The organism is Pantoea piersonii (genome assembly GCF_003612015.1).
Lineage (GTDB): Bacteria > Pseudomonadota > Gammaproteobacteria > Enterobacterales > Enterobacteriaceae > Pantoea > Pantoea piersonii.
In genome coordinates, this window is record NZ_RARB01000002.1 from 273,766 (window position 1) to 296,598 (window position 22,833).

23 protein-coding genes and 1 other annotated feature are annotated in these 22,833 nt (G+C 61.0%); of the genes, 9 read left to right on the top strand and 14 right to left on the bottom strand.

Going from position 1 to position 22,833, the window contains the following annotated elements:
- Positions 1-21 precede the first annotated feature (21 nt).
- From hisIE to hisL, 9 genes are all read right to left on the bottom strand, one after another.
- Positions 22-633 (bottom strand): bifunctional phosphoribosyl-AMP cyclohydrolase/phosphoribosyl-ATP diphosphatase HisIE, encoded by a 612-nt coding sequence (gene hisIE, locus D7S44_RS07015; RefSeq protein ID WP_120453339.1) that lies wholly within the window; start codon positions 631-633, stop codon positions 22-24.
- The gene (gene hisF / locus D7S44_RS07020; RefSeq protein WP_120453341.1) at positions 627-1,403 is read right to left on the bottom strand and encodes an imidazole glycerol phosphate synthase subunit HisF; all 777 of its coding nucleotides are present in this window, start codon (positions 1,401-1,403) and stop codon (positions 627-629) included. The genes hisIE and hisF overlap by 7 nt, the downstream gene beginning before the upstream one ends.
- The gene (hisA, locus tag D7S44_RS07025) at positions 1,385-2,122 is read right to left on the bottom strand and encodes a 1-(5-phosphoribosyl)-5-[(5-phosphoribosylamino)methylideneamino]imidazole-4-carboxamide isomerase (protein WP_120453343.1); all 738 of its coding nucleotides are present in this window, start codon (positions 2,120-2,122) and stop codon (positions 1,385-1,387) included. Before hisA ends, hisF begins: the two co-directional genes overlap by 19 nt.
- On the bottom strand, positions 2,122-2,712 hold the full coding sequence (hisH, locus tag D7S44_RS07030) for an imidazole glycerol phosphate synthase subunit HisH (protein WP_120453345.1): 591 nt from the start codon (positions 2,710-2,712) through the stop codon (positions 2,122-2,124). The genes hisA and hisH overlap by 1 nt, the downstream gene beginning before the upstream one ends.
- On the bottom strand, positions 2,712-3,779 hold the full coding sequence (gene hisB, locus D7S44_RS07035) for a bifunctional histidinol-phosphatase/imidazoleglycerol-phosphate dehydratase HisB (RefSeq protein ID WP_120453347.1): 1,068 nt from the start codon (positions 3,777-3,779) through the stop codon (positions 2,712-2,714). Before hisB ends, hisH begins: the two co-directional genes overlap by 1 nt.
- On the bottom strand, positions 3,776-4,852 hold the full coding sequence (gene hisC / locus D7S44_RS07040) for a histidinol-phosphate transaminase (RefSeq protein WP_120453348.1): 1,077 nt from the start codon (positions 4,850-4,852) through the stop codon (positions 3,776-3,778). The genes hisB and hisC overlap by 4 nt, the downstream gene beginning before the upstream one ends.
- The gene (gene hisD, locus D7S44_RS07045) at positions 4,849-6,156 is read right to left on the bottom strand and encodes a histidinol dehydrogenase (RefSeq protein ID WP_120453350.1); all 1,308 of its coding nucleotides are present in this window, start codon (positions 6,154-6,156) and stop codon (positions 4,849-4,851) included. Before hisD ends, hisC begins: the two co-directional genes overlap by 4 nt.
- A gap of 3 nt (positions 6,157-6,159) precedes the next feature.
- Complete coding sequence (gene hisG, locus D7S44_RS07050; RefSeq protein ID WP_120453352.1) at positions 6,160-7,059, bottom strand: ATP phosphoribosyltransferase; 900 nt, start codon at positions 7,057-7,059, stop codon at positions 6,160-6,162.
- A gap of 50 nt (positions 7,060-7,109) precedes the next feature.
- Positions 7,110-7,230: a sequence feature (His leader region), on the bottom strand.
- Positions 7,206-7,253 (bottom strand): his operon leader peptide, encoded by a 48-nt coding sequence (gene hisL, locus D7S44_RS07055; RefSeq protein WP_100396937.1) that lies wholly within the window; start codon positions 7,251-7,253, stop codon positions 7,206-7,208. (Overlaps the previous feature by 25 nt.)
- Positions 7,254-7,400: 147 nt before the next feature.
- On the opposite strand from hisL, the gene D7S44_RS07060 reads away from it, so the two are divergent.
- Complete coding sequence (locus tag D7S44_RS07060) at positions 7,401-8,228, top strand: SDR family oxidoreductase (RefSeq protein WP_120453354.1); 828 nt, start codon at positions 7,401-7,403, stop codon at positions 8,226-8,228.
- A 10-nt stretch (positions 8,229-8,238) separates the two neighbouring features.
- Here the strand turns inward: D7S44_RS07060 and D7S44_RS07065 are convergent, their stop codons facing one another.
- The 3 genes from D7S44_RS07065 to puuD are packed head-to-tail and all read right to left on the bottom strand — an operon-like array spanning position 8,239 to position 10,859.
- On the bottom strand, positions 8,239-9,516 hold the full coding sequence (locus D7S44_RS07065; protein ID WP_120453355.1) for an NAD(P)/FAD-dependent oxidoreductase: 1,278 nt from the start codon (positions 9,514-9,516) through the stop codon (positions 8,239-8,241).
- Positions 9,517-9,540: 24 nt separating this feature from the next.
- Positions 9,541-10,098, bottom strand: coding sequence for an HTH-type transcriptional regulator PuuR (puuR, locus tag D7S44_RS07070; protein ID WP_120453357.1), 558 nt, complete (start codon positions 10,096-10,098; stop codon positions 9,541-9,543).
- On the bottom strand, positions 10,095-10,859 hold the full coding sequence (gene puuD / locus D7S44_RS07075) for a gamma-glutamyl-gamma-aminobutyrate hydrolase (RefSeq protein ID WP_120453359.1): 765 nt from the start codon (positions 10,857-10,859) through the stop codon (positions 10,095-10,097). The genes puuR and puuD overlap by 4 nt, the downstream gene beginning before the upstream one ends.
- Before the next feature lie 209 nt (positions 10,860-11,068).
- Between puuD and D7S44_RS07080 the strand changes: the two genes are divergently transcribed.
- Both D7S44_RS07080 and D7S44_RS07085 read left to right on the top strand, forming a co-directional pair.
- Complete coding sequence (locus D7S44_RS07080) at positions 11,069-12,484, top strand: glutamine synthetase family protein (protein WP_120453361.1); 1,416 nt, start codon at positions 11,069-11,071, stop codon at positions 12,482-12,484.
- 349 nt (positions 12,485-12,833) lie between these two features.
- Positions 12,834-14,189 (top strand): APC family permease, encoded by a 1,356-nt coding sequence (locus D7S44_RS07085; RefSeq protein WP_033791508.1) that lies wholly within the window; start codon positions 12,834-12,836, stop codon positions 14,187-14,189.
- Between the two features lie 45 nt (positions 14,190-14,234).
- Here D7S44_RS07085 and D7S44_RS07090 read toward each other — a convergent pair whose 3' ends face one another.
- On the bottom strand, positions 14,235-15,500 hold the full coding sequence (locus D7S44_RS07090) for an acid phosphatase (protein ID WP_120453363.1): 1,266 nt from the start codon (positions 15,498-15,500) through the stop codon (positions 14,235-14,237).
- Positions 15,501-15,605: 105 nt separating this feature from the next.
- Positions 15,606-16,367, bottom strand: coding sequence for a DNA-binding transcriptional repressor YgbI (gene ygbI, locus D7S44_RS07095; protein WP_120453365.1), 762 nt, complete (start codon positions 16,365-16,367; stop codon positions 15,606-15,608).
- Between the two features lie 262 nt (positions 16,368-16,629).
- Between ygbI and ltnD the strand changes: the two genes are divergently transcribed.
- From ltnD to D7S44_RS07125, 6 genes are all read left to right on the top strand, one after another.
- Complete coding sequence (gene ltnD, locus D7S44_RS07100) at positions 16,630-17,529, top strand: L-threonate dehydrogenase (RefSeq protein WP_120453367.1); 900 nt, start codon at positions 16,630-16,632, stop codon at positions 17,527-17,529.
- Positions 17,530-17,531: 2 nt separating this feature from the next.
- The gene (otnK, locus tag D7S44_RS07105; protein ID WP_120453369.1) at positions 17,532-18,800 is read left to right on the top strand and encodes a 3-oxo-tetronate kinase; all 1,269 of its coding nucleotides are present in this window, start codon (positions 17,532-17,534) and stop codon (positions 18,798-18,800) included.
- Complete coding sequence (otnC, locus tag D7S44_RS07110) at positions 18,793-19,419, top strand: 3-oxo-tetronate 4-phosphate decarboxylase (protein ID WP_120453371.1); 627 nt, start codon at positions 18,793-18,795, stop codon at positions 19,417-19,419. Before otnK ends, otnC begins: the two co-directional genes overlap by 8 nt.
- Positions 19,419-20,204: an HPr family phosphocarrier protein gene (locus D7S44_RS07115; RefSeq protein ID WP_120453373.1), complete on the top strand. Its 786-nt coding sequence runs from the start codon at positions 19,419-19,421 to the stop codon at positions 20,202-20,204. The genes otnC and D7S44_RS07115 overlap by 1 nt, the downstream gene beginning before the upstream one ends.
- 121 nt (positions 20,205-20,325) lie before the next feature.
- Complete coding sequence (locus D7S44_RS07120; protein WP_120453375.1) at positions 20,326-21,681, top strand: GntP family transporter; 1,356 nt, start codon at positions 20,326-20,328, stop codon at positions 21,679-21,681.
- 99 nt (positions 21,682-21,780) lie between these two features.
- The gene (locus tag D7S44_RS07125) at positions 21,781-22,806 is read left to right on the top strand and encodes a Gfo/Idh/MocA family oxidoreductase (RefSeq protein ID WP_120453377.1); all 1,026 of its coding nucleotides are present in this window, start codon (positions 21,781-21,783) and stop codon (positions 22,804-22,806) included.
- Positions 22,807-22,833: the final 27 nt, after the last annotated feature.

The following is a 22,833-nucleotide window of genomic DNA, read 5'->3' on the forward strand; positions in this document are numbered from 1 at the left end:
GTCTTGAGCAACGTAACCTGGCTACTTATGACGCGCGCGCAGATTATTAATGACGGTGCTGAGGTCGAGATCCTGGTCCTGTAGCAGCACCAGCAGGTGATAGAGCAGGTCAGAAGCCTCGTTAGTCAGCTCGTGGCGGTCGTTAACCGTCGCTGCCAGCGCGGTCTCGACGCCTTCTTCACCCACTTTCTGCGCGATACGCTTGGTGCCGCTGGCATAGAGCTGCGCGGTGTAGGAGCTGGCGGGATCGGCGCTTTTGCGCGACGCCAGCAGCTGCTCAAGCTGATAGAGAAAGGCCCAGTCGGGCGTAGCGGGCGAGAAGCAGCTTGAGGTGCCGCGGTGACAGGTCGGGCCGACAGGATCGGCCAGCACCAGCAATGTGTCGTTGTCGCAGTCCGGCGTGATGCTCACTACCTTAAGGAAATGGCCGGAGCTTTCGCCTTTGGTCCAGAGACGCTGTTTGGTACGTGAGAAAAAGGTGACGTTGCCTTCGCTGAGGGTTTTCGCCAGCGCGTCCTGATTCATATAGCCGTGCATCAGCACTTCGCCGGAAACGTTGTGCTGCACGATAACGGGCATCATGCCCTCAGTTTTGGCCCAGTCGAGGCGGGCCAGTTGCTCTTCAGTTAACACGCGCGAATCTCCACTCCGTTTTCTTTCAGAAAGCTCTTCAGCTCGCCAATATTGATAATTTGCTTGTGGAACACCGAGGCGGCCAGCGCGCCGTCGACGTTCGCCTGTTCAAAAGCGTCAAGGAAGTGCTGCATGGTGCCTGCGCCGCCGGAGGCGATCAGCGGCACGTTGCAGACGTCGCGTACTTTTTTCAGCTGCACCAGATCGTAGCCGTTGCGTACGCCATCCTGGTTCATCATGTTCAGTACGATTTCGCCTGCGCCCCGCTTTTGCACCTCCTGCACCCACTCCAGAGTTTCCCACTGGGTCACGCGCGTGCGCGCTTCGTCGCCGGTATACTGATTTACATGATATTTGCCGCTTGCCTCGTCGAACCAGGTATCAATTCCCACCACGATGCACTGCACGCCGAAGCGATCCGCCAGGCGGGTGATGAGCGAAGGATCGGCCAGCGCAGGTGAGTTAACAGAGATTTTGTCGGCACCGAATTCCAGAATGCGCGCCGCGTCCTGCTCGCTTTTAATGCCGCCTGCCACACAGAAAGGAATATCGATCACTTCCGCTACGCGCGACACCCAGCTTTTGTCGACCACGCGGCCGTCGCTGGAGGCGGTAATATCGTAGAAGACCAGCTCGTCCGCGCCTTCCTGCGCGTAGCGCTGCGCCAGCGGCACGATATCGCCGATGATCTCATGGTTGCGGAACTGGACGCCTTTGACGACCTGACCGTCGCGCACGTCAAGACAGGGAATTATGCGTTTTGCCAGCATGCGATAGCCTCCGAAACCGTGAATTTACCTTCCAGTAAGGCGCGTCCGACAATCACGCCCTTGACGCCGCTGCCGCGCAGCGCTGCGATATCCTCAATGCCGCCGATGCCGCCGGAAGACTGAAACGCAATATCGGGATAGCGCGCGGTCACTTCCTGATAGAGCGCGACGTTAGAGCCGCTCAGGGTGCCGTCGCGCGAAATATCGGTGCAGAGCACATGCTTCAGGCCCACCGGCGCAAACTGCGCGATAACCTCTTCCAGCGTGACGCCCGCCGCTTCCTGCCAGCCGCTGATGGCGACCTCTTTACGGTTCGCCGCGTCGATGCGCACATCCAGCGCCAGCACGATCGCCTCGGGGCCAAATTCGCTAAACCACTTTTTCACTTCCTCCGGCTCTTTCACCGCCGTGGAGCCGACCACGACGCGGCTGGCGCCGGCATCCAGCAGCGCCCTGACGTCGTTGCGCGTGCGAATGCCGCCGCCGACCTGCACGATCGCCTCAACGCCGTTAAGCAGCGTTTGCAGCAGCGGGATCTGGCGCTGTGCCGGATCCTTTGCGCCGGTCAGGTCTACCAGATGCAGCACCGTCGCGCCCTGGCTGGCATACTCCTGCAGGCGCGGCAGCGGATCGCTGCCGTAATCGCGCTGCTGGCCATAATCGCCCTGATGCAGACGCACCACTTTGCCGTCAATTAAATCTAACGCGGGGATAATCATTACATCTCCAGGAAGTTTTTCAGCAGCTGCGCGCCCGCTTTGCCGGAGCGCTCGGGGTGGAACTGCACGCCAAAGAAGTTATCTTTCTGCACCGCTGCGGTGAAGGGCTGGCCGTAATCGCACTGGGCGATGGTGCTGGCGTTCACCGGCATGGCGTAGCTGTGCACGAAGTAGAAGTAGCTCTCTTCATCGATGCCGCGAAACAGGTGATTGCCCGCCTGAGCGATAATCTGGTTCCAGCCCATATGCGGCAGCGGCAGGCCCTGGGTATCCATCAGCCCGCAGGCCGCGTCGATAATGCCGAGGGTATTGATGCCGCCGTTCTCCTCGCTGCTGCTGCCCAGCAGCTGCATGCCGAGGCAGATGCCCAGCACCGGCTGGGTGCAGGCTTTGATCAGATCCACAAGGTCGCGCTCTTCCAGCTGGTTCATTGCCGCCTGCGCGGTGCCGACGCCCGGCAGAAACAGTTTGTCGGCGCGCAGCACCACGTCAGGGTCGCGGCTGACGTCAGGCGTGTAGCCAAGACGCTCCACCGCCCACTTGACCGACGAGAGGTTGGCGCAGCCGGTATCGAGGATCACCACGTTCATTACAGCACTCCTTTCGAGCTGGGCAGGGTGTTGCCCTCAACGCGGATCGCCTGGCGCAGCGTGCGGCCGAAGGCTTTAAACAGGCTCTCCACGCGGTGGTGATCGTTCTTGCCCTTGGTTTTAAGGTGCAGGGTGCTCATCATGGCGTAGGAGAGCGAGCTGAAGAAGTGCTCCACCATCTCGGTGCTCATATCGCCGACGCGCTGATAGCTGAACTCCGCCTTGAATTCGAGGTGCGGGCGGCCGGAGATATCGAGCGCGCAGCGCGCCAGACACTCATCCATCGGCAGCACGAAGCCGAAACGGCCGATGCCGCGCTTGTCGCCCAGCGCCTTCAGCAGCGCCTCGCCGAGCGCCAGCCCGGTATCTTCAATGGTGTGGTGATCGTCGATATAAAGATCGCCTTTCACTTCGATATTCATGCGGAAGCCGCCGTGCACCGCAATCTGGTCCAGCATATGGTCGAAGAAGCCGACGCCGGTGTTGATTTTGCTGCCGCCTTCGCGGTCCAGCCAGACCTCGACCTGAATCTGCGTCTCTTTGGTGTTGCGGTTAACCAGCGCATGGCGGTCGCGTCGGGTCAGCCGCGCCTGGATAGCGTTCCAGTCCTCGCCGTCACGGCCGAAGCGGATGCCCTGGATGCCCATATTCTGCGCCAGCTGGATATCGGTCAGCCGGTCGCCGATAACATAGCTGTTTGCCACGTCGATAGCGCCTTCCGCCAGCCACGCCTCGACCATTTTGGTCTTCGGCTTGCGGCAGTCGCAGTTATCTTCCGGCTTGTGCGGACAGATCAGCACGTCGTCAAAGTGGATGCCCTGCGAGCTGAGCACCTGCATCATCAGGTTATGCGGGCCGTCGAAATCCGCCTGCGGAAAGCTGCTGGTGCCCAGCCCGTCCTGATTGGTGATCATCACCAGCCGGTAACCGGCGCTCTGCAAAGCCAGCAGCGCCGGGATGACGTTGGCTTCAAACGCCAGCTTCTCCAGGCGATCCACCTGAAAATCCTCAGGCGGCTCGACGATAAGGGTGCCGTCGCGATCGATAAAAAGGGTCTTCTGACTCATGCTCTCTCCACAGATAAAGCCTGTAACGCGGCGATCAGGCGCTCGCACTCTTTACGCGTGCCGATTGAGATGCGCAGACATCCCGCAAGGCCCGGATTTTTGTTCTGGTCGCGCAGAATAATGCCCTGATCCCACAGGGATTTAAACACCGCAGGCGAATTGTCGAAGCGCGCCAGAATATAGTTGGTTTCGCTCGGAAAGACCTGCTGCACGATGCTGAGCCGGGAGAGCTGCTCCAGCAGCCAGGCGCGGCTGGCGTTCAGCTCGGCGACGTGCTGGCGCATCAGCGCGATGCCCTGGTCGCTCAGCGCCTGACCAGCGACGTCGGCGACCGGCGTCGCCAGCGGGTAGGGCGCGATCACCTTCATCAGCAGGTCGATGACCGGCGGGTTCGCCAGGGTAAAGCCGCAGCGCAGACCGGCCAGCGCAAAGGCCTTTGACAGCGTGCGCAGGATCACCAGGTGCGGGTAATCCTTCAGCCAGCCGCTCAGCGTCGCCTGCGGACAGAATTCAATATAGGCTTCATCGGCCACCACCAGCGCCTTTCCTGCGGTCATCTCCAGCAGCGCGCGGATGTCGTCCGGGTTGATCAGGTTGCCGGTCGGGTTGTTGGGGCTGCACATATAGACCACTTTCACGCCGTCGAGCTGTTCCGCGATGGCGGGCAGATTAAGCTGCCAGTTCTCCAGCGCGGGTACGGTGCGGTACGCAATGCCGATGGTTTCCGCACTGACGCTGTACATGCCGTAGGTCGGCGGGCAGAAGAGAATCGCGTCTTTGCCCGGCTCGCAGAAGGCGCGCATCACCAGTTCGATGCCTTCGTCCGCGCCGCGGCTCACCAGCACCTGTTCCGGCGTCAGCCCCGCGTAGGCGGCGTAGCGCTCAATCACAAGCTTCGGCTGACATTCCGGGTAGCGGTTCAGCGTCTGCTGCGACAGCTCAAATTCCACCGGCAGCGGAAATTCGTTGGCGTTGAGCCAGACGTCGCCGTTGCCGCCCAGGCGGCGCGCGGACTGGTAGGGCGTCAGGGCGCGCACGTTATCGCGCGCCAGCTCTTCAATATTCCGGCTCATGCCTGCTCCTTATTCAGCGCGGCAACGCGCAGGGTAACGGCGTTTTTATGGGCCTCAAGCTGCTCAGCGGCGGCCAGGGTTTCAATCGTAGCAGCGAGATTCAGGAAGCCCTGCGGCGTCAGCTCCTGCACCGTCATGCGCTTCTGAAAATCGGCCAGGCCGAGGCTGGAGCTGGTGGCGGTGTAGCCATACGTCGGCAGCACATGGTTGGTGCCGGAAGCGTAATCGCCCGCCGACTCCGGCGACCAGTCGCCAAGAAACACCGAACCGGCGCTGGTAATGGCGTCTACCAGATCGCGCGGCTGGCGCGTCTGAATAATCAGATGCTCCGGGCCGTACTGGTTAGAGATCGCCACGCACTCCGCCAGATCGCGTGTGACGATGAGACGGCTGCTCGCCAGCGCCTGACGCGCGGTTGCAGCGCGCGGCAGGGCCTGCAGCTGCGCCTCGACTGCTTCAGCGACGTTCTGGGCCAGCGTCAGCGATGGCGTCAGCAGAATTACCTGGGAGTCGGGGCCGTGTTCCGCCTGCGACAGCAGATCGGAAGCGACAAAGTCGGGCGTTGCACCTTCATCGGCAATAACCAGCACTTCCGACGGGCCGGCGGGCATATCGATCGCCGCGCCGTCGAGACGCTGGCTCACCTGGCGTTTCGCTTCGGTGACCCAGGCGTTGCCCGGTCCAAAAATTTTGTCTACTTTCGGCACGCTCTCGGTGCCGAAGGCGAGCGCGGCGATCGCCTGCGCGCCGCCGACCTGAAATACCTCTTCAACGCCGCAGAGCTGCGCTGCATAGAGGATCTCATCGGCGATCGGCGGCGGCGAGCAGAGCGCCACGCGGCTGCAGCCAGCGATGCGCGCCGGGGTCGCCAGCATCAGTACGGTAGAGAAGAGCGGGGCGGAGCCGCCGGGAATATAGAGGCCGACCGAGCGCACCGGACGGGTGATCTGCTGGCAGCGCACGCCGGGCTGGGTCTCGATATCCACGGCCGCCAGCTTCTGTGCGTTGTGGAAGGTTTCGATATTGGCGACGGCGGCGGCCATCGCCTGTTTAAGGGCGTCGCTCAGGCGCGCACCGGCGGCCGCTATCTGGTCGGGCGTGACGCGCAGCGCCTCCACCTGCGCCTTGTCGAAGCGCGCGCTGAACTCGCGCAGCGCCGCGTCGCCGTTGCTTTTTACCTGCTCCAGCACATCGCGCACCGTGGCGCTGATGGCGTCGGAAGCGGCGATAGCCGGACGCTGCAGCAGCGCCTGCTGCTCTTCCTCGCTGCACTGCTGCCATTCGACGGGGGTCATAAAGGACATGGCTTACTCCATCATCTTTTCAATCGGCAGCACCAGAATCGAGCTGGCGCCCAGCGCTTTCAGTTTTTCCATGGTTTCCCAGAACAGCGTTTCGCTGCTGACCATGTGCATTGCCACGCGGCTCTGATCGCCCGCCAGCGGCAGTACGGTCGGACGCTCGGCACCGGGCAGCAGCTGGATCACCTCTTCCAGACGCTCGCTCGGCGCGTGCATCATGATGTATTTGGATTCGCGCGCCTTGATAACGCCCTGAATACGGGTCATCAGCTTATCGATCAGCTCCTGCTTCTCTGGAGCCATTTCGCCGTCGCGCTGGATCAGCACCGCCTTTGAGCGGTAGATCACTTCAACTTCACGCAGGCCGTTGGCTTCCAGCGTGGCGCCGGTTGACACTAAGTCGCAAATCGCGTCCGCCAGTCCGGCGCGCGGCGCGACTTCCACCGAGCCATTCAGCATGCAGGGTTTGAAATTGAGGCCTTTTTTGTCGAGATACTGTTTCAGCAGGTGAGGATAAGAGGTGGCGATGCGGGCATTATTCAGACACTGCGGGCCGGTGTACTCTTCATCTACCGGCATCGCCAGCGACAGGCGGCAGCCGCCGAAGTCCAGGCGACGCAGGGTAAAATAGCGCGGGTCGTCGCCCTGCGCGCGGCGCGTCAGCAGCTCCTCTTCCAGCACGTTTTCGCCAATGATGCCGAGATCGACCACGCCATCCATCACCAGACCGGGAATATCGTCATCGCGCACGCGCAGAATATCGATCGGCATGTTCTCTGCGAAGGCGATCAGGCGCTGCTGCTGCAGGTTGATTTTAATGCCGCAGCGCGCCAGCAGTTCGCGTGAGTCATCGCTTAAACGACCAGATTTTTGCATAGCTATGCGAATGCGCTTGTTATCTAACATCGGTCCCGTCCTCTTTTTCATTCCTGTCTGAAAAGGTATTGCGTCAGCCCATAAAAAAACCCCCGGAAGACGATCTTCCGGGGGTTCTCTTTGCGTTCGCACCACTGGAAGATCTGAATGTCTCCCAGCACACATCGCCTGAAAGACTAGTCAGGGTGATGGTGGTGATGATGGTTGAACTGAACGCGTGTCATAATAAATTCCGTTGCTGAATGAGTATTCATTTGCGTGCTGATTAACCTAGCGAAGATAGCTGCGATGCGCAACCCTTTTTTAATCTTTGCGGTTCGGCAGCGCCGCGCACTAAGATGAACAGCAGTGAGGCAAGCGCAGGAGAGAATATGAAGAAGGTCGCAATTATCGGTCTGGGATGGCTGGGCATGCCGCTCGCGCTCGCGCTGGCGGCGCGCGGCTGGCAGGTCACCGGCAGTAAAACCACGCCGGACGGCGTTGAGGCGGCGCGACGCTGCGGCATTGACGCGGTGCAGCTGCGGCTGACGCCGGAAACAGAGTGCGATGCCGAGGATCTCGCCATGCTGTTCAGCGTCGACGCGCTGGTGGTCACCTTGCCCGCCAGCCGTACGGCGGAAGGGGGCGAGAGCTATATGCAGGCGGTGCAGAACGTAGTGAACAGCGCGCTGGCGAACCAGGTGCCGCGCATTATCTTCACCAGTTCGACTTCGGTCTACGGCAGCGGCAACGGCGTAATGAAAGAGAACAGCGCGCTGCAGCCGGAAACGGTGGCGGGCAAGACGCTGGCGGAACTGGAAAGCTGGCTGCACGATCTGCCCGGCACCCAGGTCGATATTCTGCGTCTTGCCGGTCTGGTAGGGCCGAGTCGCCATCCGGGCCGTTTTCTGGCAGGGAAAACCGGGCTGAGTAACGGCTCCCACGGCGTGAATCTGGTGCATCTGGACGATGTTGTAAGCGCGATTACGCTGCTGCTGCAGACGCCGAAAGGCGGGCGGGTCTATAACCTCTGCGCGCCGAAACACCCGTCGCGCGACGCCTTTTACCCGGCGGTATCGCGCCAGCTGGGCCTGACGCCGCCGACCTTTTTACCTTCGCCATCCGGCGAGACCGGCAAGCTGATTGACGGCTCGCGTATCTGCAACGAGCTGGGGTTTGAGTACAGCTACGACGATCCGGCGAAAATGCCGCTGGCGTAATCTCTGCCTCTCACACGCCGAGCCGATCGCGCAGCGCATACCAGGCGGCACCCATTGCGGTCAGCGGCACCTTAAAGCGCCGTCCGCCAGGAAAGGGCAGGTGCGGCAGCTTCGCAAAAGCGTCGAAGCGTTCCGCATCGCCGCGCAGCGCTTCGCAAATCAGCTTCCCGGCGAGATGGGTACAGGTAACGCCGTGGCCGCTGTCTCCCTGCATAAAGTAAACGTTGTGTTCCAGCCGCCCAAACTGCGGCAGCCTGGAGAGGGTGAGCAGGAAGTTGCCGCTCCAGCGATAGCTGAAGGCGATATCGCGCAGCTGTGGGAAGGTACGCAGCAGCTTGGGACGGATCAGCGCGTCGATATCACCCGGATCGCGCGCGCCATAGACGACGCCGCCGCCATAAAGCAGCCGGTTATCGGCCGTCAGCCGGAAATAATCGAGCAGATAGTTGCAGTCCTCGACGCAGTGATTGTTCGGCAGCAGCGCCAGCGCCCGATCGCGACTCAGTGGCTCACTGGTGATGATTTGCGAGCCGCATGCCATGCTTTTCCGCGTCAGACGCGGCTCCAGCTGCGAAGGCAGATAAGCATTCCCCGCGAAAATCACGAAGGTCGCGCTCACCTCGCCGTGGGCGGTGGTGATCCGATTCGGCGCGCCATACTTCAGCGCCGTCGCCGCCGAGCCTTCATAGATGCGCCCGCCGTGACGACGGATCGCTTCGGCTTCGCCCAGCGCCAGGTTAAGCGGATGCAGATGGCCGCCGCGCCGATCCAGCAGACCGCCGACATAACGGTCGGTCGCGATTTCGCGCCGGATACCGCGCTCGTCCAGCAGTTCCAGATCGCGATTGCCATACTTTTCCCACAGCCGCTGCTGGTGGCGCAGATGGTTCATCTGGCGCAGGTTGAGCGCGGCGAAAATATTGCCGGGCCGGTAGTCGCAGGCGATGGCGTAGCGGTCGATGCGGTCGCGAATAATTTCGGCGCCCTCAAACATCATGCTGCCGAGCATACGCGCGCTCTCTTTGCCGTAGCGCTGCTCGATCACGTCTACATCGCGGCTGTAGGAGTTCACCACCTGCCCGCCGTTGCGGCCGCTGGCGCCGAAGCCGACGCGCGCCGCCTCCAGCACCACGACGTCGTAGCCCGCCTCAGTCAGGTAGAGCGCGGCGGAAAGACCGGTAAAACCTGCGCCGATAATACAGACGTCACACTGGATACTCTCCTGCAGCATCGGCCAAGGCGCATGATCGTTGGCGGACGCCGCGTAGTAGCTTTCAACGTGTTGCATCACAACCTCCTGCGTGCGGATGCGTCAGAAATTGGCGGGCGTATGGGCGCTGACGATACGGCAGGGCTGCGCGGAGAGATTGGTAAAGCTGTGCGGCAGCCCGGTATCGATCACGTAACTTTCGCCCGCGTTAAGGTGGTAAGGTTGTCCGTTAACCACCAGGGTGATTTCTCCCTCCAGCAGCGTGCCGGTCTCTTCCCCTGGATGACGCAGCTTTTCCCCGGTGCTGGCGCCGGGCTGATAGGTCTCCAGCAGCATGCCGATTGACCGCTGCGCCTGCCCGTTGTCTACCAGCTTCAGCGACACGCCCTGACTGCCGATCTCTACCAGATCCTCCTGGCGGACAATCACCTTCGGCGTGTCATACCCCTTAGGCTCGGAAAAGAACTCCGACAGCGACAGCCCATAAACTTTTAATAGTTTCTGCAGCGTGCTGACCGCCGGGCTAACCTTGTCCTGCTCGATGGTGCTGATTGCGCTGTGGGTTAAGCCTGACAGTTCAGCGGCGCGGCGCTGAGACAATCCCAACTCTTGCCGGATTTGCGATAAACGTCGTCCGGGTGCCAGAGCGGCATCGTTCATGGTGTTTTTTCCTTGTGATAGTGCTGTGCGGCGTGAATAAACCCCGCGAAAATCGCGCGCGAGGCGTCGTTATGTTCCGGCTGCCATTCAGGATGCCACTGCACCGCGAGGGCAAAGGGATGGCGGCGCAGGCTGACCGCTTCGATCAGGCCATCCGGCGCGCGCGCCTCAATGCGCAGCTGCGGGCCTGTCTCGCGGATGCCCTGATGATGCAGTGAATTAACCGCCAGCGGCGCGTCGCTCCCCAGCAGCCTCGTCAGTAGCCCATCCGCTTCGGGAAAAACGTCATGCGTCGGCGCGTACTGTACGTTTAACGGCTGCGTCGCCTCTTCATGGTGCGTCAGACCTGATTTTAGCTGGTCGAGATCGCGCCACAGCGCGCCGCCGTTGGCCACGACCAGCTCCTGCATGCCGCGACAGATGCCAAACAGCGGCATCCCGCGGCTGGTGGCCCAGGTAATAATGGCGAAGGCGAGCCGGTCGCGGCCGGGATCGGCATGCGCCTCTTTACCCGCTTCGCCATACTGCCAGGGTTCGATATTGCTTGGGCTGCCGGTCAGCAGGACGCCGTCGAGCGCCGCCAGCGCCTGTTCCAGCAGAGAAGGCGTCGCGCAGAGCTGATGAGGCAGGGCAAGGGGCACGCCGCCCGCCTGGGTTATCGCCGTCAGGTATTTGTTATGCACCGACTGCGTGGGATGGCCGCCATTATCGATCTGGCACATCGCTACGCCGATCAAGGGGTTGTTAAAAATAATGCCCATCTCATTCCTCGACTCGCTGTTCAAAAAATTCACCGATCGAGCACGCAAAGGGTAAAAGTGTGCAATATTTTTCCAATCTAGCAACGCACTGTTTGTTTCTCAAACAGTTTTGTTACATTTGCACACTTTTTGTGTTGGCGCTATGTTAGAAGAGTGGCTGTTATTTTGAGCATTGCGCAAACCAACTAACGGTAGAAGGCGGGTGGGACATGACGAACCTCGTGGAAGTTGAAGACTTCACGCGTCACAGTGAAGAGAGACGAACCAGCGCGTTCCAGCTTGAGGTGAAAACCTGGCTGGAACGCCATCCTGAAACGCAGTATGTCGATATCTTATTAAATGATTTAAATGGCGTCTTTCGCGGTAAGCGCATCCCGGTCGCCGCGCTGGCGAAACTGGAAAAAGGGTGTTATTTCCCGGCCTCGGTTTTCGCCATGGATATCCTCGGTAATACCGTCGAAGAAGCCGGCCTCGGACAATCTCTCGGCGAACCTGACAACCTCTGTATGCCGGTTCCCGGCACCTTAGTTCCCTCTGCTTCCGATCCTGAACACATCGCCCAACTGCTGTTGACCATGTGCAACCAAGATGGCACTCCCTTTGACGTTGAACCCCGCAATGTCCTTAACCGACTGTGGCAGCAGCTGCGCAATCGAGGGCTGTTTCCGGTGGTAGCGGTAGAGCTGGAGTTCTATCTGGTAGACAAGGCGCGCGACGCCGAAGGCTATATTCAGCCGCCGTGCGCGCCGGGCAGCAGCGAACGCAATATGCAGAGCCAGGTTTACTCCGTCGATAACCTGGATCACTTTGGCGCAGTCCTGCGCGATATCGACGCGCTGGCGCGTCAGCAAAATATCCCCGCCGACGGCGCGCTGGCGGAAGCCTCGCCAGGCCAGTTTGAAATCAACCTGCGTCACACCCGCGATGTGCTGAGCGCCTGCGACCATGCGGTACAGCTTAAAAGGCTGATCCGTCAGGTAGCGGAGAACCACGGCATGACCGCGACCTTTATGGCTAAACCCTATGAAGAGTATGCGGGTAGCGGCATGCATGTGCATATCAGCATGCTGGACGCCGCCGATCATAACGCCTTCGCTACTGACGACGGCAGCGACTCGCCGCTGTTAAAGCGCGCGCTGGCGGGCATGCTCGATCTGATGCCGGCGTCGATGGCGCTGCTGGCACCCAACGTCAACGCTTATCGCCGCTTCGTGCCAGAAGCCTATGTGCCGCTACGGGCCTCCTGGGGACATAACAACCGCACCGTGGCGCTGCGCATTCCCTGCGGCGACGTGGAAAATCACCGCGTGGAGTATCGCGTCGCGGGCGCAGACGCCAATCCTTACCTGGTGATGTCGGCGATTCTGGCGGGCATTCTGCACGGGCTGGATACCGCGCTGCCGCTGCCCCAGCCGGTACAGGGCAACGGCCACGAGGCGGAGGGCATTCCGCTGCCGGTGCGTCAGAGCGAGGCGCTCTGTGAATTTGAAAGCAGCTATCCGCTGCAAAAACTGCTGGGCGAGCGTTTCGGCGCGGTGTGGCACAGCTGTAAGCACCACGAGATGATGCAGTTCGAGCGACTGGTCACCGCCACGGAGATAGACTGGATGTTAAAAAACGCCTGAGAAAAAAGTCGCTATACTTATTAGCGGGTCTTGTGTTTTTCCTGCGTTTTGGGGCAAAATACGCGGCCTGCAAAAATCCGAATATAACCGATGCTTTTAAGAGCCTCGGTTATTTTTTTTGCATGTACTTAGCCGATTCGCATGAGGCCGGGCGCGCCCGGATAGATACTCGTTAAAAAACGCGCAAGCGTACGACCTGAGGATACAAAGATGGGGATGTTTTTCATTCAGCCGGCCCGCGCTGGCTCTCGTTTCCGTGATGACTACGGCGCCGCGCTGGCTCATAACGCCGCCTTCCTTGCTCCCGTGATGCAATCCAGTCAGGTTGCAGCTCAGGGAGGTCTGAAACATGTCGCTTGATACCTCAGCACCACAGCGTGCGCACCTGAAAAAATCTCTGACCCTGCTTCCGGTCGTCATGATTGGCCTCGCCTACATGCAGCCGATGACCCTGTTTGATACCTTCGGTATCGTCTCGGGTCTGACCAGCGGTCACGTCGCCACCGCCTACGCCTTTGCGCTGATTGCGATTCTGTTTACCGCCGTAAGCTACGGTAAGCTGGTACGCCGCTTCCCATCTGCGGGCTCCGCTTATACCTACGCTCAAAAGGCGATCAGTCCGCACGTCGGCTTTATGGTCGGCTGGTCATCTCTGCTGGACTACCTGTTCATGCCGATGATCAATATCCTGCTGGCGAAAAACTATTTCGAAGCGCTGGTGCCCGGCATTCCGTCGTGGATTTTCGTGGTGCTGCTGGTGGCGTTTATGACGATGTCCAACCTGCGCGGCATTAAAACCGTGGCGAACTTCAACAGCGTTATCGTTGTGTTGCAGGTTGTGGTGATGATCGGTATCACCGGCATGGTCATTTACGGCGTGGCGCACGGCGAAGGCGCGGGGACGCTCACCAGTTCGCAGCCGTTCTGGTCCGCTGACGCCCATGTGGTGCCGATGATTACCGGCGCGACAATTCTCTGTTTCTCGTTCCTTGGCTTTGACGGCATCAGCTCGCTGTCGGAAGAGACGAAAGATGCAGAACGCACCATTCCGCGCGCGATTTTCCTGACGGCGCTGATCGGCGGTCTGATCTTTATCGTGGCCTCATACTTCCTGCAGCTTTACTTCCCGGATATCTCGCGCTTTAAAGATCCGGATTCGTCACAGCCTGAGATCATGCTGTACGTTGCTGGCCATGTGCTGCAGTTCGGCATTCTGATCTTCTCAGTGGTGACCGTGCTGGCGTCAGGTATGGCGGCGCACGCGGGCGTTTCGCGTCTGATGTATGTGATGGGCCGCGACGGCGTCTTCCCGGAGCGTTTCTTCGGCTATATCCATCCGAAGTGGCGCACACCGTCGCTGAACGTGCTGCTGGTCGGTGCCGTTGCGCTGATGGCGATTCGTTTCGATCTGGTGACGGCGACGGCGCTGGTTAACTTCGGCGCGCTGGTGGCGTTTACCTTTGTTAACCTGTCGGTGATCGCTCAGTTCTGGATCCGTGAGAAGCGTAACCGCACGCTGCGCGACCACATTAACTATCTGGTGCTGCCGGTGCTCGGCGCGCTGACGGTTGGCGCGCTCTGGATTAACCTGGAAGAGAGTTCGATGGTGCTGGGCCTGATTTGGGCCGCCGTGGGGATTGTTTACCTCGCGTTTGTTACCCGCAGCTTCCGCAATCCGGTGCCGCAGTACAGCGAAGAAGTCTAATCCGCTGATGGTTAAAAAGGGTGAGGCGCAGGCCTCACCCTTTTTTTATCCGCGATGTCCCGCCTGCGCGAAGGCCGCGCTGAGATCCAGCCGCTGCCAGAACTGCTGCTCTGGCGTGTTGCCCGACAGCGGATAGCCTGCCGGCAGCGCCGTCTTCTCCATCAATGCGCGACGCTGCGCCGCCGAAAGCTGCGGCAGTGCCGACTCCAGCAGCACCTCCGCTCCCTGTGGCACGCTGAGCGCGTGCGCCTGAACGTGCTGTCGCGGCAGGTTATAGGTCATAGTGAAGCGGTAGAACGTCTTCATTGCCGGATCCTGATAGTTGTCATCGCCTTTTACGGTTTGCGCGCATACCGCCAGCGAAGTGCCGCACTCTTTCTCCAGCGCGCTGCGCAGCTGGTCGCGCGCCTCGCTGAACAGCCTGCGATAGGCTGGATCGTTAAGAAAGTGCGCCACGTTGCGCTCGGCCACCATGCGTGAACCCATCACGTCGAGCGGGTAGTGCACGCCAAGCACGATACGGGAGTAGCCATAGCGCGCGCCGCGCACCAGCAACGCCTGAAAACGCTCCGGGATCATCTGCGCCAGCAGCAGCGAGTCAGTTACGCCCGTACTGGTATGCCCGCTGGGAAAGGATCCGCCGTCGGCGGTGTAGGGTTTACCATCTTTTACCACCACATCGTCTGGCACCAGATGGATGGTATTGTCCGCCGCCAGGAAGGGGCGCGGATAGTTAAAGTGTTTTTTCGCCGCGCTGGTGCTGATCTCGGTCGCTTTAATCAGCGCCGCCGCTTTGCTCAGCTCGCCTTTATCGTAGGCGGCCAGAAAGGCTTTGCCGAGGCGCGGGCCGAGCGCGTCAGCGGTGAAATAGAGATAGCTGATGCCTTCCGCGTCGGCCAGCGCCTGGTGTCGCGCGCCCTGGGTGGCGTTAAGGTTAATTTCCGCAACCGTGGCGCGGTTAGCATCCAGTGCCGTTTTCGGCAGCGCCGTAAAGCTGGAGAGCAGGGCGCTGCCCGCCTGCTGGTTAGCTTTTACCTGAAAGTCGTAGCCGCTCGCCTTGAGCCAGGCGCTGTCCGCCTGCGCGTGAGTTTGCTTCGCCTTTTCCAGCGCGTCGCGCGTCAGCGTCGGCGCGCCATTCTGCAATGCCTGACGTTCCGCCTGCAGGATCTGCTGCTCCAGCGCGTTAAAAGCCGGGCTATTCGATTCGGGGGTAGTGGTGCGCGCCAGTGCCGCCGCCTGCGGTAGCGTGGTTGCCTGCGCCTGCTGCGCCAGCAGTAGCGCCGCAGCGATAAACGTAAAACGTAATTTCATGTTTTTATCCTGTTATTCAGAGAATTACCTTGCCGGTTTTGACGGTAACTCCGCAGGATGACGTTTTTATTGCAGCGCTGAGGTTCGAGGGGATTTAGCGCGCCGCTATTCCGCCAGCACCAGCTCCCAGCTCCCCTCGCTCAGCGCGCTGCGTGCGGCGGCGCTAAGCTGCGTATCGGTAATGATGCTGTCGAAGCAGCGCAGCGGCAGCGCCAGAAAGGTGGCGATCTTGTTGTACTTTGAACTGTCGCTCAGCAGTACGCGCTTGCTGCTGACGTCGCTTACCGTCTGTTTCACCGTGACCTTATCTTCATCGGGCGTAAACAGCCCGCGCGGGCCCCAGCAGGAGGCGGAGATAAAGGCGATATCGATCGCCAGATGGCGCAGGCTGCGCGCCGCGCTTTCGCCCACGCAGGAGCGGTTGTCGCGGCAAACCGTGCCGCCGGTATGGATCACCCGGCAGTCGCTCGCCTCCATCAGCAGGTTGGTCACCATAAAGTCATTGGTGACCACCAGCAGATCCTCGCGGTCCAGCAGCTCGCGTGCCAGCGCCAGCGTGGTGGTGCCTGCATCCAGATAGATGCAGCTGTTGCGCGGAATATGCTGGGCGGCATAGCGGCCGATAGCGTTCTTCTCGGCGTTGTAAAGCGTAGTCTTCGTCTGATGCGACGGCTCCGCCGCCAGCCGGTCGGCCGAACGCACGCCGCCGGAAACCGACAGCACCGCGCCTTGCTCTTCCAGCTTCTGCACATCCCGGCGAATGGTCATATGCGATACGCCGAGCCGCTCCGTCAGTTCGGCAATGCTCACCACGCCGCGTTCGGCGACCAGCGCCAGAATCTGCTGATGGCGTTCAATCGGTATCATCTTTTGCACTCCTTGCTTATCAATTTTTCACAGTTTAAAGCATTTGCTTTGCCAGTCGAATGAAAATTTTTGCCGCGTTGAAAGCGTGGACAACCTGTTAAAATCCCTAAATATCATAAAGATGAGTGGATTGTGAAGAAATGTTCAATTCTAGTCTGGTTAGTGAAAATATGTGACGCATAGCACGTTTATCCACCAGTGATCCTGCCAGAATTAACAACATTCAACAAATAATCACTTAAATTAACAGCGGAGGATTACGGTGCCACTCTCAAACGTCTGTGTTATCGGTTTAGGTTCAATGGGAATGGGCGCGGCGACTTCCTGTATTCGCGCCGGGCTGAATACCTGGGGCGTGGATCTTAATCCCGCCGCGCTGGACACGCTGCGGCAGGCTGGTGCGCGCGACGCGCAAACCTCGGCCGACGGGTTTGTCGAACAGCTGGACGCGGTGCTGCTGCTGGTGGTCAATGCCGCACAGGTTAACGCCATTCTGTTCGGCGAAAACGGCCTGGCGGCGAAGCTGAAGCCCGGCACCGTGGTTATGGTCTCGTCCACTATCTCCGCCCAGGATGCGCAGCAGATCGAGCAGCAGCTGGCGCAGCACCAGCTGCTGATGCTGGACGCGCCGGTCTCCGGCGGCGCGGCGAAAGCGGCCACGGGCGAAATGACGGTTATGGCGTCCGGCAGCGACGCGGCGTTTGAGCGCCTGCAGCCGGTGCTGGATGCGGTAGCGGCGAAAGTCTACCGCATCGGCAGCGAAATCGGCCTCGGTTCGACCGTTAAAATTATTCATCAGCTGCTGGCGGGGGTGCATATCGCCGTTGGCGCCGAAGCGATGGCGCTGGCGGCGCGCGCCGGCATCCCGCTGGAGACTATGTATGACGTGGTGACCAACGCGGCGGGTAACTCCTGGATGTTTGAGAACCGCATGCGACACGTGGTGGACGGCGACTACAGCCCGAAATCCGCCGTCGATATTTTCGTCAAAGATCTTAGCCTGGTGGCGGATACTGCCAAATCGCTGCACTTCCCGCTGCCGCTCGCCTCCACGGCGCTCAATATGTTTACGGAAGCCAGCAACGCTGGTTACGGCCGTGAAGATGACAGCGCCGTGATTAAAATTTTCAGCGGCATTCAGCTGGCGCAGGCGAAGGAGTGAGCATGACGCGTTTAGGCATCATCGCCGACGATTTTACCGGCGCTACCGACATCGCCAGTTTTCTGGTGCAGAACGGGCTGCCCACCATCCAGTTTAACGGCGTGCCGCAGCAGCATGACGCGCTGACCGCGCAGGCGATCGTCATCAGCCTGAAGTCACGTTCCTGCCCGGCGGAGCAGGCGATCGCCCAGTCGCTGGCCGCGCTGCGCTGGCTACAGGAGCAGGGCTGCGATCGCTTTTACTTCAAGTACTGCTCGACCTTCGACAGCACCGAGCAGGGCAATATCGGTCCGGTAACCGACGCGCTGCTGGCAGCATTGGGCGAAACTCAGACGGCGATCTCTCCGGCGCTGCCGGTCAATGGCCGTACCGTCTATCTCGGTCATCTGTTCGTCGGTGAGCAGTTGCTGAGCGACTCAGGTATGCGCCACCATCCGGTGACGCCGATGCGCGACAGCAATCTGCTGCGTCTGATGGAACGTCAGGCGGCTGGCAAAGCGGGCCTTATCGCCGCGCCGCTGCTCGACCAGGGCGCGCAGGCGGTGCGCGACGGGCTGAGCGAGCTGAAAGCGCAAGGCGTTAACTATGTGGTGCTGGATGCGCTCCATGAGCAGCATTTGCTGACGCAGGGCGAAGCCCTGCGCGACATGCGTCTGGTTACCGGCGGCTCGGGACTGGCTATCGGTCTGGCGCGCCAGTGGGCGACGGCCGACAGCGACCGCGCCGACGCGGAAAACGCAGGGCGTCCGCAGGGCGAACGCGCCGTGGTGATCTCCGGCTCCTGTTCGCAGATGACCAATCTCCAGGTCAGCGCCTACCGTCAGCAGGCGCCGGCGCGCGAGGTTGAAGTCGCGCGCTGTCTGGATAACGTCGAGGCCTACGCACAAACGCTGTGCGACTGGGTGGTCACCCACAGCGACCAGCCGCTGGCACCGCTGCTCTACGCCACCGCCGACGCGCAGCAGCTGCAGGCGATTCAGCACGAGTATGGCGCGCAGCGCAGCAGCGAGGCGGTGGAACAGCTCTTTGCCGCCGTAACGCGCGAACTCAAGGCGCGCGGCTGGCAGCGCTTTATCGTGGCGGGCGGCGAAACCTCCGGCGTAGTGGCACAGAGCCTCGGCGTCACGGCGTTTCATATCGGGCCGACGATTTCACCCGGCGTACCCTGGGTCCGCGATATCCATCAGCCGTTGTCGCTGGCGCTGAAGTCCGGCAATTTCGGCGACGAACACTTTTTCCGCCGCGCACAAACGGAGTTTGCATATGACTGAACAACAGGCCCGCGAAGAGATGGTGAAGCTGGGCGCCTCCTTTTTCGCCCGCGGCTACGCCACCGGCTCTGCGGGCAATCTTTCTCTGCTGCTGGATGATGGCAACCTGCTGGCGACGCCGACCGGCTCCTGCCTCGGCGAGCTGGAGGCCGATCGCCTGTCGAAAGTGACGCTGGCAGGGGAGTGGCTCTCCGGTGATAAGCCCTCCAAAGAGATCGCCTTTCACCGCGCGCTCTACGCCAGGGATCCCGAATGCAAAGCGGTGGTACATCTGCACAGCCACTACCTGACCGCGCTCTCCTGTCTTGAGGGGCTGGATACGCAAAACTGTATCCGTCCGTTCACGCCCTACGTGGTAATGCGCGTTGGCGACGTGCCGGTAGTGCCTTACTACAAACCCGGCGATCAACGACTGGCGGACGATCTGTCGCGGCTGGCGGGCCAGTATCGCGCCTTTCTGCTGGCGAACCATGGGCCGGTTGTGGTGGGTAAATCGCTGCGCGAAGCCGCAGACAATACTGAAGAGCTGGAAGAGACCGCCCGACTGATGTTTACCCTGGGCGACCGCGCCATTCGCTACCTTAGCGCGAGCGAAGTGGCGGAATTAAGGAGTCGATAATGCCGAAGTTTGCCGCAAACTTATCCACCCAGTTCAATGAAGTTCCTTTTACCGAGCGCTTCGCCGCCGCGGCGCAGGCCGGTTTCGACGCGGTGGAGTTTCTCTTTCCCTACGACTATCCGGCGGCGCAGCTGAAGCAGCTGCTGGATGAAAACCATCTGAAGCTGGTGCTGTTCAACACCGCGCCGGGCAACGTGGCGGCGGGCGAGTGGGGCGTATCGGCGATTCCCGGCCGCGAAGCGGAAGCGCGCGCTGATATCGACCGCGCGCTGGAGTATGCGCTGGCGCTTGAGGTGCCGCAGGTGCATATCATGGCGGCGACGGTACCGCCGGGCGCGGATCGCGCGGCATACGCCGACACCTTTGTGCGCAATATGCACTATGCGGCGGAGCGCTTCGCGCCCCACGGCATTAACCTGCTGCTGGAAGCGCTCAATCCGGTCACTAAACCGAACTATCTCTATGCCAGTCAGTACCAGACGCTGGAGATGGCGGCGCGCATCGATCGCCCCAACGTCTTTACCCAGCTCGATCTGTTCCACGCGCAGCTTGTGGACGGCAATCTCAGCCGTCTGATCCGTGAGAACCTCGGTCGCTACCGCCATATCCAGATCGCGTCCGCGCCGGACCGCCATGAGCCGGATGAAGGGGAGATCAACTATCCCTGGCTGTTTACGCTGCTGGATGAGGTGGGCTACGACGGCTGGATCGGCTGCGAATATATCCCGCGCGGCAACACGCTGGACGGCCTCGGCTGGTTTGCGCCCTGGGCGAAAAAACGCTGAGTGTTCTGATAAGCCCGGCGCTGCGGCGCCGGGATGCTTTCATCCGTTTGTCATCCTGCGCCTGTTCCAGGCAGCACTGTACGCCTTATTCATAAAAAAATAACGATATCTGAGGATTACCATGTCCACCGCACTGCTGTTAGCCATTGCGACCGCCAGCATCGTCATACTGCTGCTGCTGGTCATTAAAGCCAGAGTCCATCCTTTTGTTGCGTTGCTGATCGTCAGCCTGCTGGTTGCCGTCGCGACAGGCATCCCCGCCGAGAAGATCATGGATACCATTATGAGCGGCATGGGCGGCCTGCTCGGCCATATCGCCATTATTATCGTGCTGGGGGCGATGCTCGGCGCGGTGATCGAAGCCTCTGGCGGCGCAGAGTCGCTGGCGCAACGCTTCAGTAAAAGCCTCGGCATTAAGCGCACCGTCGCCGCGCTGACCATGGCGGCATTTATCCTCGGCATTCCGGTCTTTTTTGAGGTCGGCTTTATTATCGTTATCCCGTTGATCTACGGCTTTACCAAGGTAGCGCGCGTCTCACCGCTGAAGTTTGGTCTGCCGATGGCGGGGGTGATGCTGACCGTACATGTGGCCCTGCCGACGCATCCGGGGCCAGCGGCCGCCGCGGGCATTTTACACAGCGATATGGGCTGGCTGATGATGATCGGCTTGGCGATTTCAGTGCCGGTCGGCATCGTCGGTTACTATGTGGCGAAGCTGATGAATCGCCGCCACTACCATCTGTCGGTTGAAGTATTGGAGCAGCTGCAAATGGCGAAGCCGGAAGGCGCGGAGAAAAAGAATGAGCCCGCGCCGCCGGGCGCGCTCACTATCGCGGGTTTGATTGTGGTGCCGATCCTGCTGATCGTCGTGGGCACGCTCTCCCACTCGCTGCTGGCGGCCGACAGCCTGCCGGGCAAAGTGATGACGGTTATCGGCACGCCGCCAATCGCGCTGCTGATCGCCCTCGCGCTGGCAGCCTGGCTGCTGGGCGTACGCCGCGGCTGGAGCAGAGAGAAGCTGGAAGATTTGACCGGCCGCGCTATTCCGGGATCGGCGAGCGTGATCCTGGTGGCGGGTGCGGGCGGCGCCTTCGGTAAAGTGCTGGTGGAGTCGGGCGTCGGCAAGGCGCTGGCGACGACGCTGGAGACGCTGCATCTGCCGCTGGTGCCCGCCGCGTTTATTCTGTCGCTGGCGCTGCGCGCCTCGCAGGGATCGGCCACGGTGGCGATCTTGACCACCAGCGGCCTGCTTACCTCCGCGGTCAGCGGGGCCAGCGATATGGCGCGCGTGCTGGTGACGCTGGCGGCCTGTTTCGGCGGTCTGGGGTTGTCGCACGTTAACGACGCGGGCTTCTGGGTCGTGACGCGCTATCTGGGACTGTCCGTGGGCGACGGCCTGAAAACATGGACGGTGCTGACGACGCTGATGGGTCTGACCGGCTTTGCGCTGACCTGGCTGGTCTGGGCGCTGGTGTAGCGCTAAGCGCCCCGTGCGGGCCTGACAGACGCCGCGCGCTGGCGAACCGGCCACGCGTTGCTTACTCTTAATCCTTTAACAAAAGGGAGGAGTGACCTGATGAAAATTGGACTGGTAGGTTATGGCACCGGCGGGCAGCATTTTCACGCGCCCTTTATCTGCGCCGCGCGCGGCGTTGAACTGGCGGGGATCGTCGCCCGCGCGCCGGCGACCGTCGCTAAAGTAAAGCGCGATTTCCCCGATATCCCCGTTTATGACGATCTCAAATCGCTGCTTGAGGCGGGGGTCGATGCCGTCACCATTACGACGCCGCCCCATACCCGACGGGAACTGGTGCTGGAGGCGATCGCCGCAGGCGTTGCGGTTATTGCCGACAAGCCCTTTGCGCCGGATGCCGAAACCGGGCGTGAGCTGGCCGCCGCGGCGGAGAAAAAAGGGGTGCTGCTGTCGGTCTATCATAATCGCCGTTTTGACGCCGATATTCTGACGGTGAAAAAGCTGCTGGAGCAGCAGCGTCTGGGGCGGCTCTGGCGCGTCCACAGCCGCATGGATTATAACGATCCGGACACGCTGGAAGCGGGCGAGCAGGGCGGCCTGCTGCGTGATATCGGCAGCCATCTGGTTGATCAGGCGGTGTGGCTGCTCGGGCCAGTAAAAGCGGTATTCGCCCAGACGGACAAGATCGCGCGCCCGGAAGGGCCAACGGTCGCCAGCTTCGTTATCACTCTGATCCATGAGAGCGGCGTTCACTCCCATCTCTCCTCAACCAAAACCTGCTACCTCAACGCGCGTGAGTGGCGTCTTTATGGCGAGGAAGGAAGTTTTTTTTCGCTCGGCACCGACGTGCAGGCGCAGGCTATTTTCGCGGGTAAGCGTCCGGCGGACAATCTCAGCGAGTGGGGCTACGAGCAGCCGGATCGCTGGGGCGTGCTGCGAACGGCCGAGGGCGAAACGCGTGTGGAGTCAGAGCAGGGACGGTATCACGCCTACTACGAGGCGTTCGCCGAGGCCTTCCGAACCGGCTCGCCGCCGCCGGTCACGACTGAACAGGCGATACGCACACTGGAAGTGCTTGACGCTGCGATGCTCAGCGCCGAGCGCGGCGAGCTGGTCACGCTGAGCTAAGGGCAGGGCGCGCCTGCCCTGAAGGCG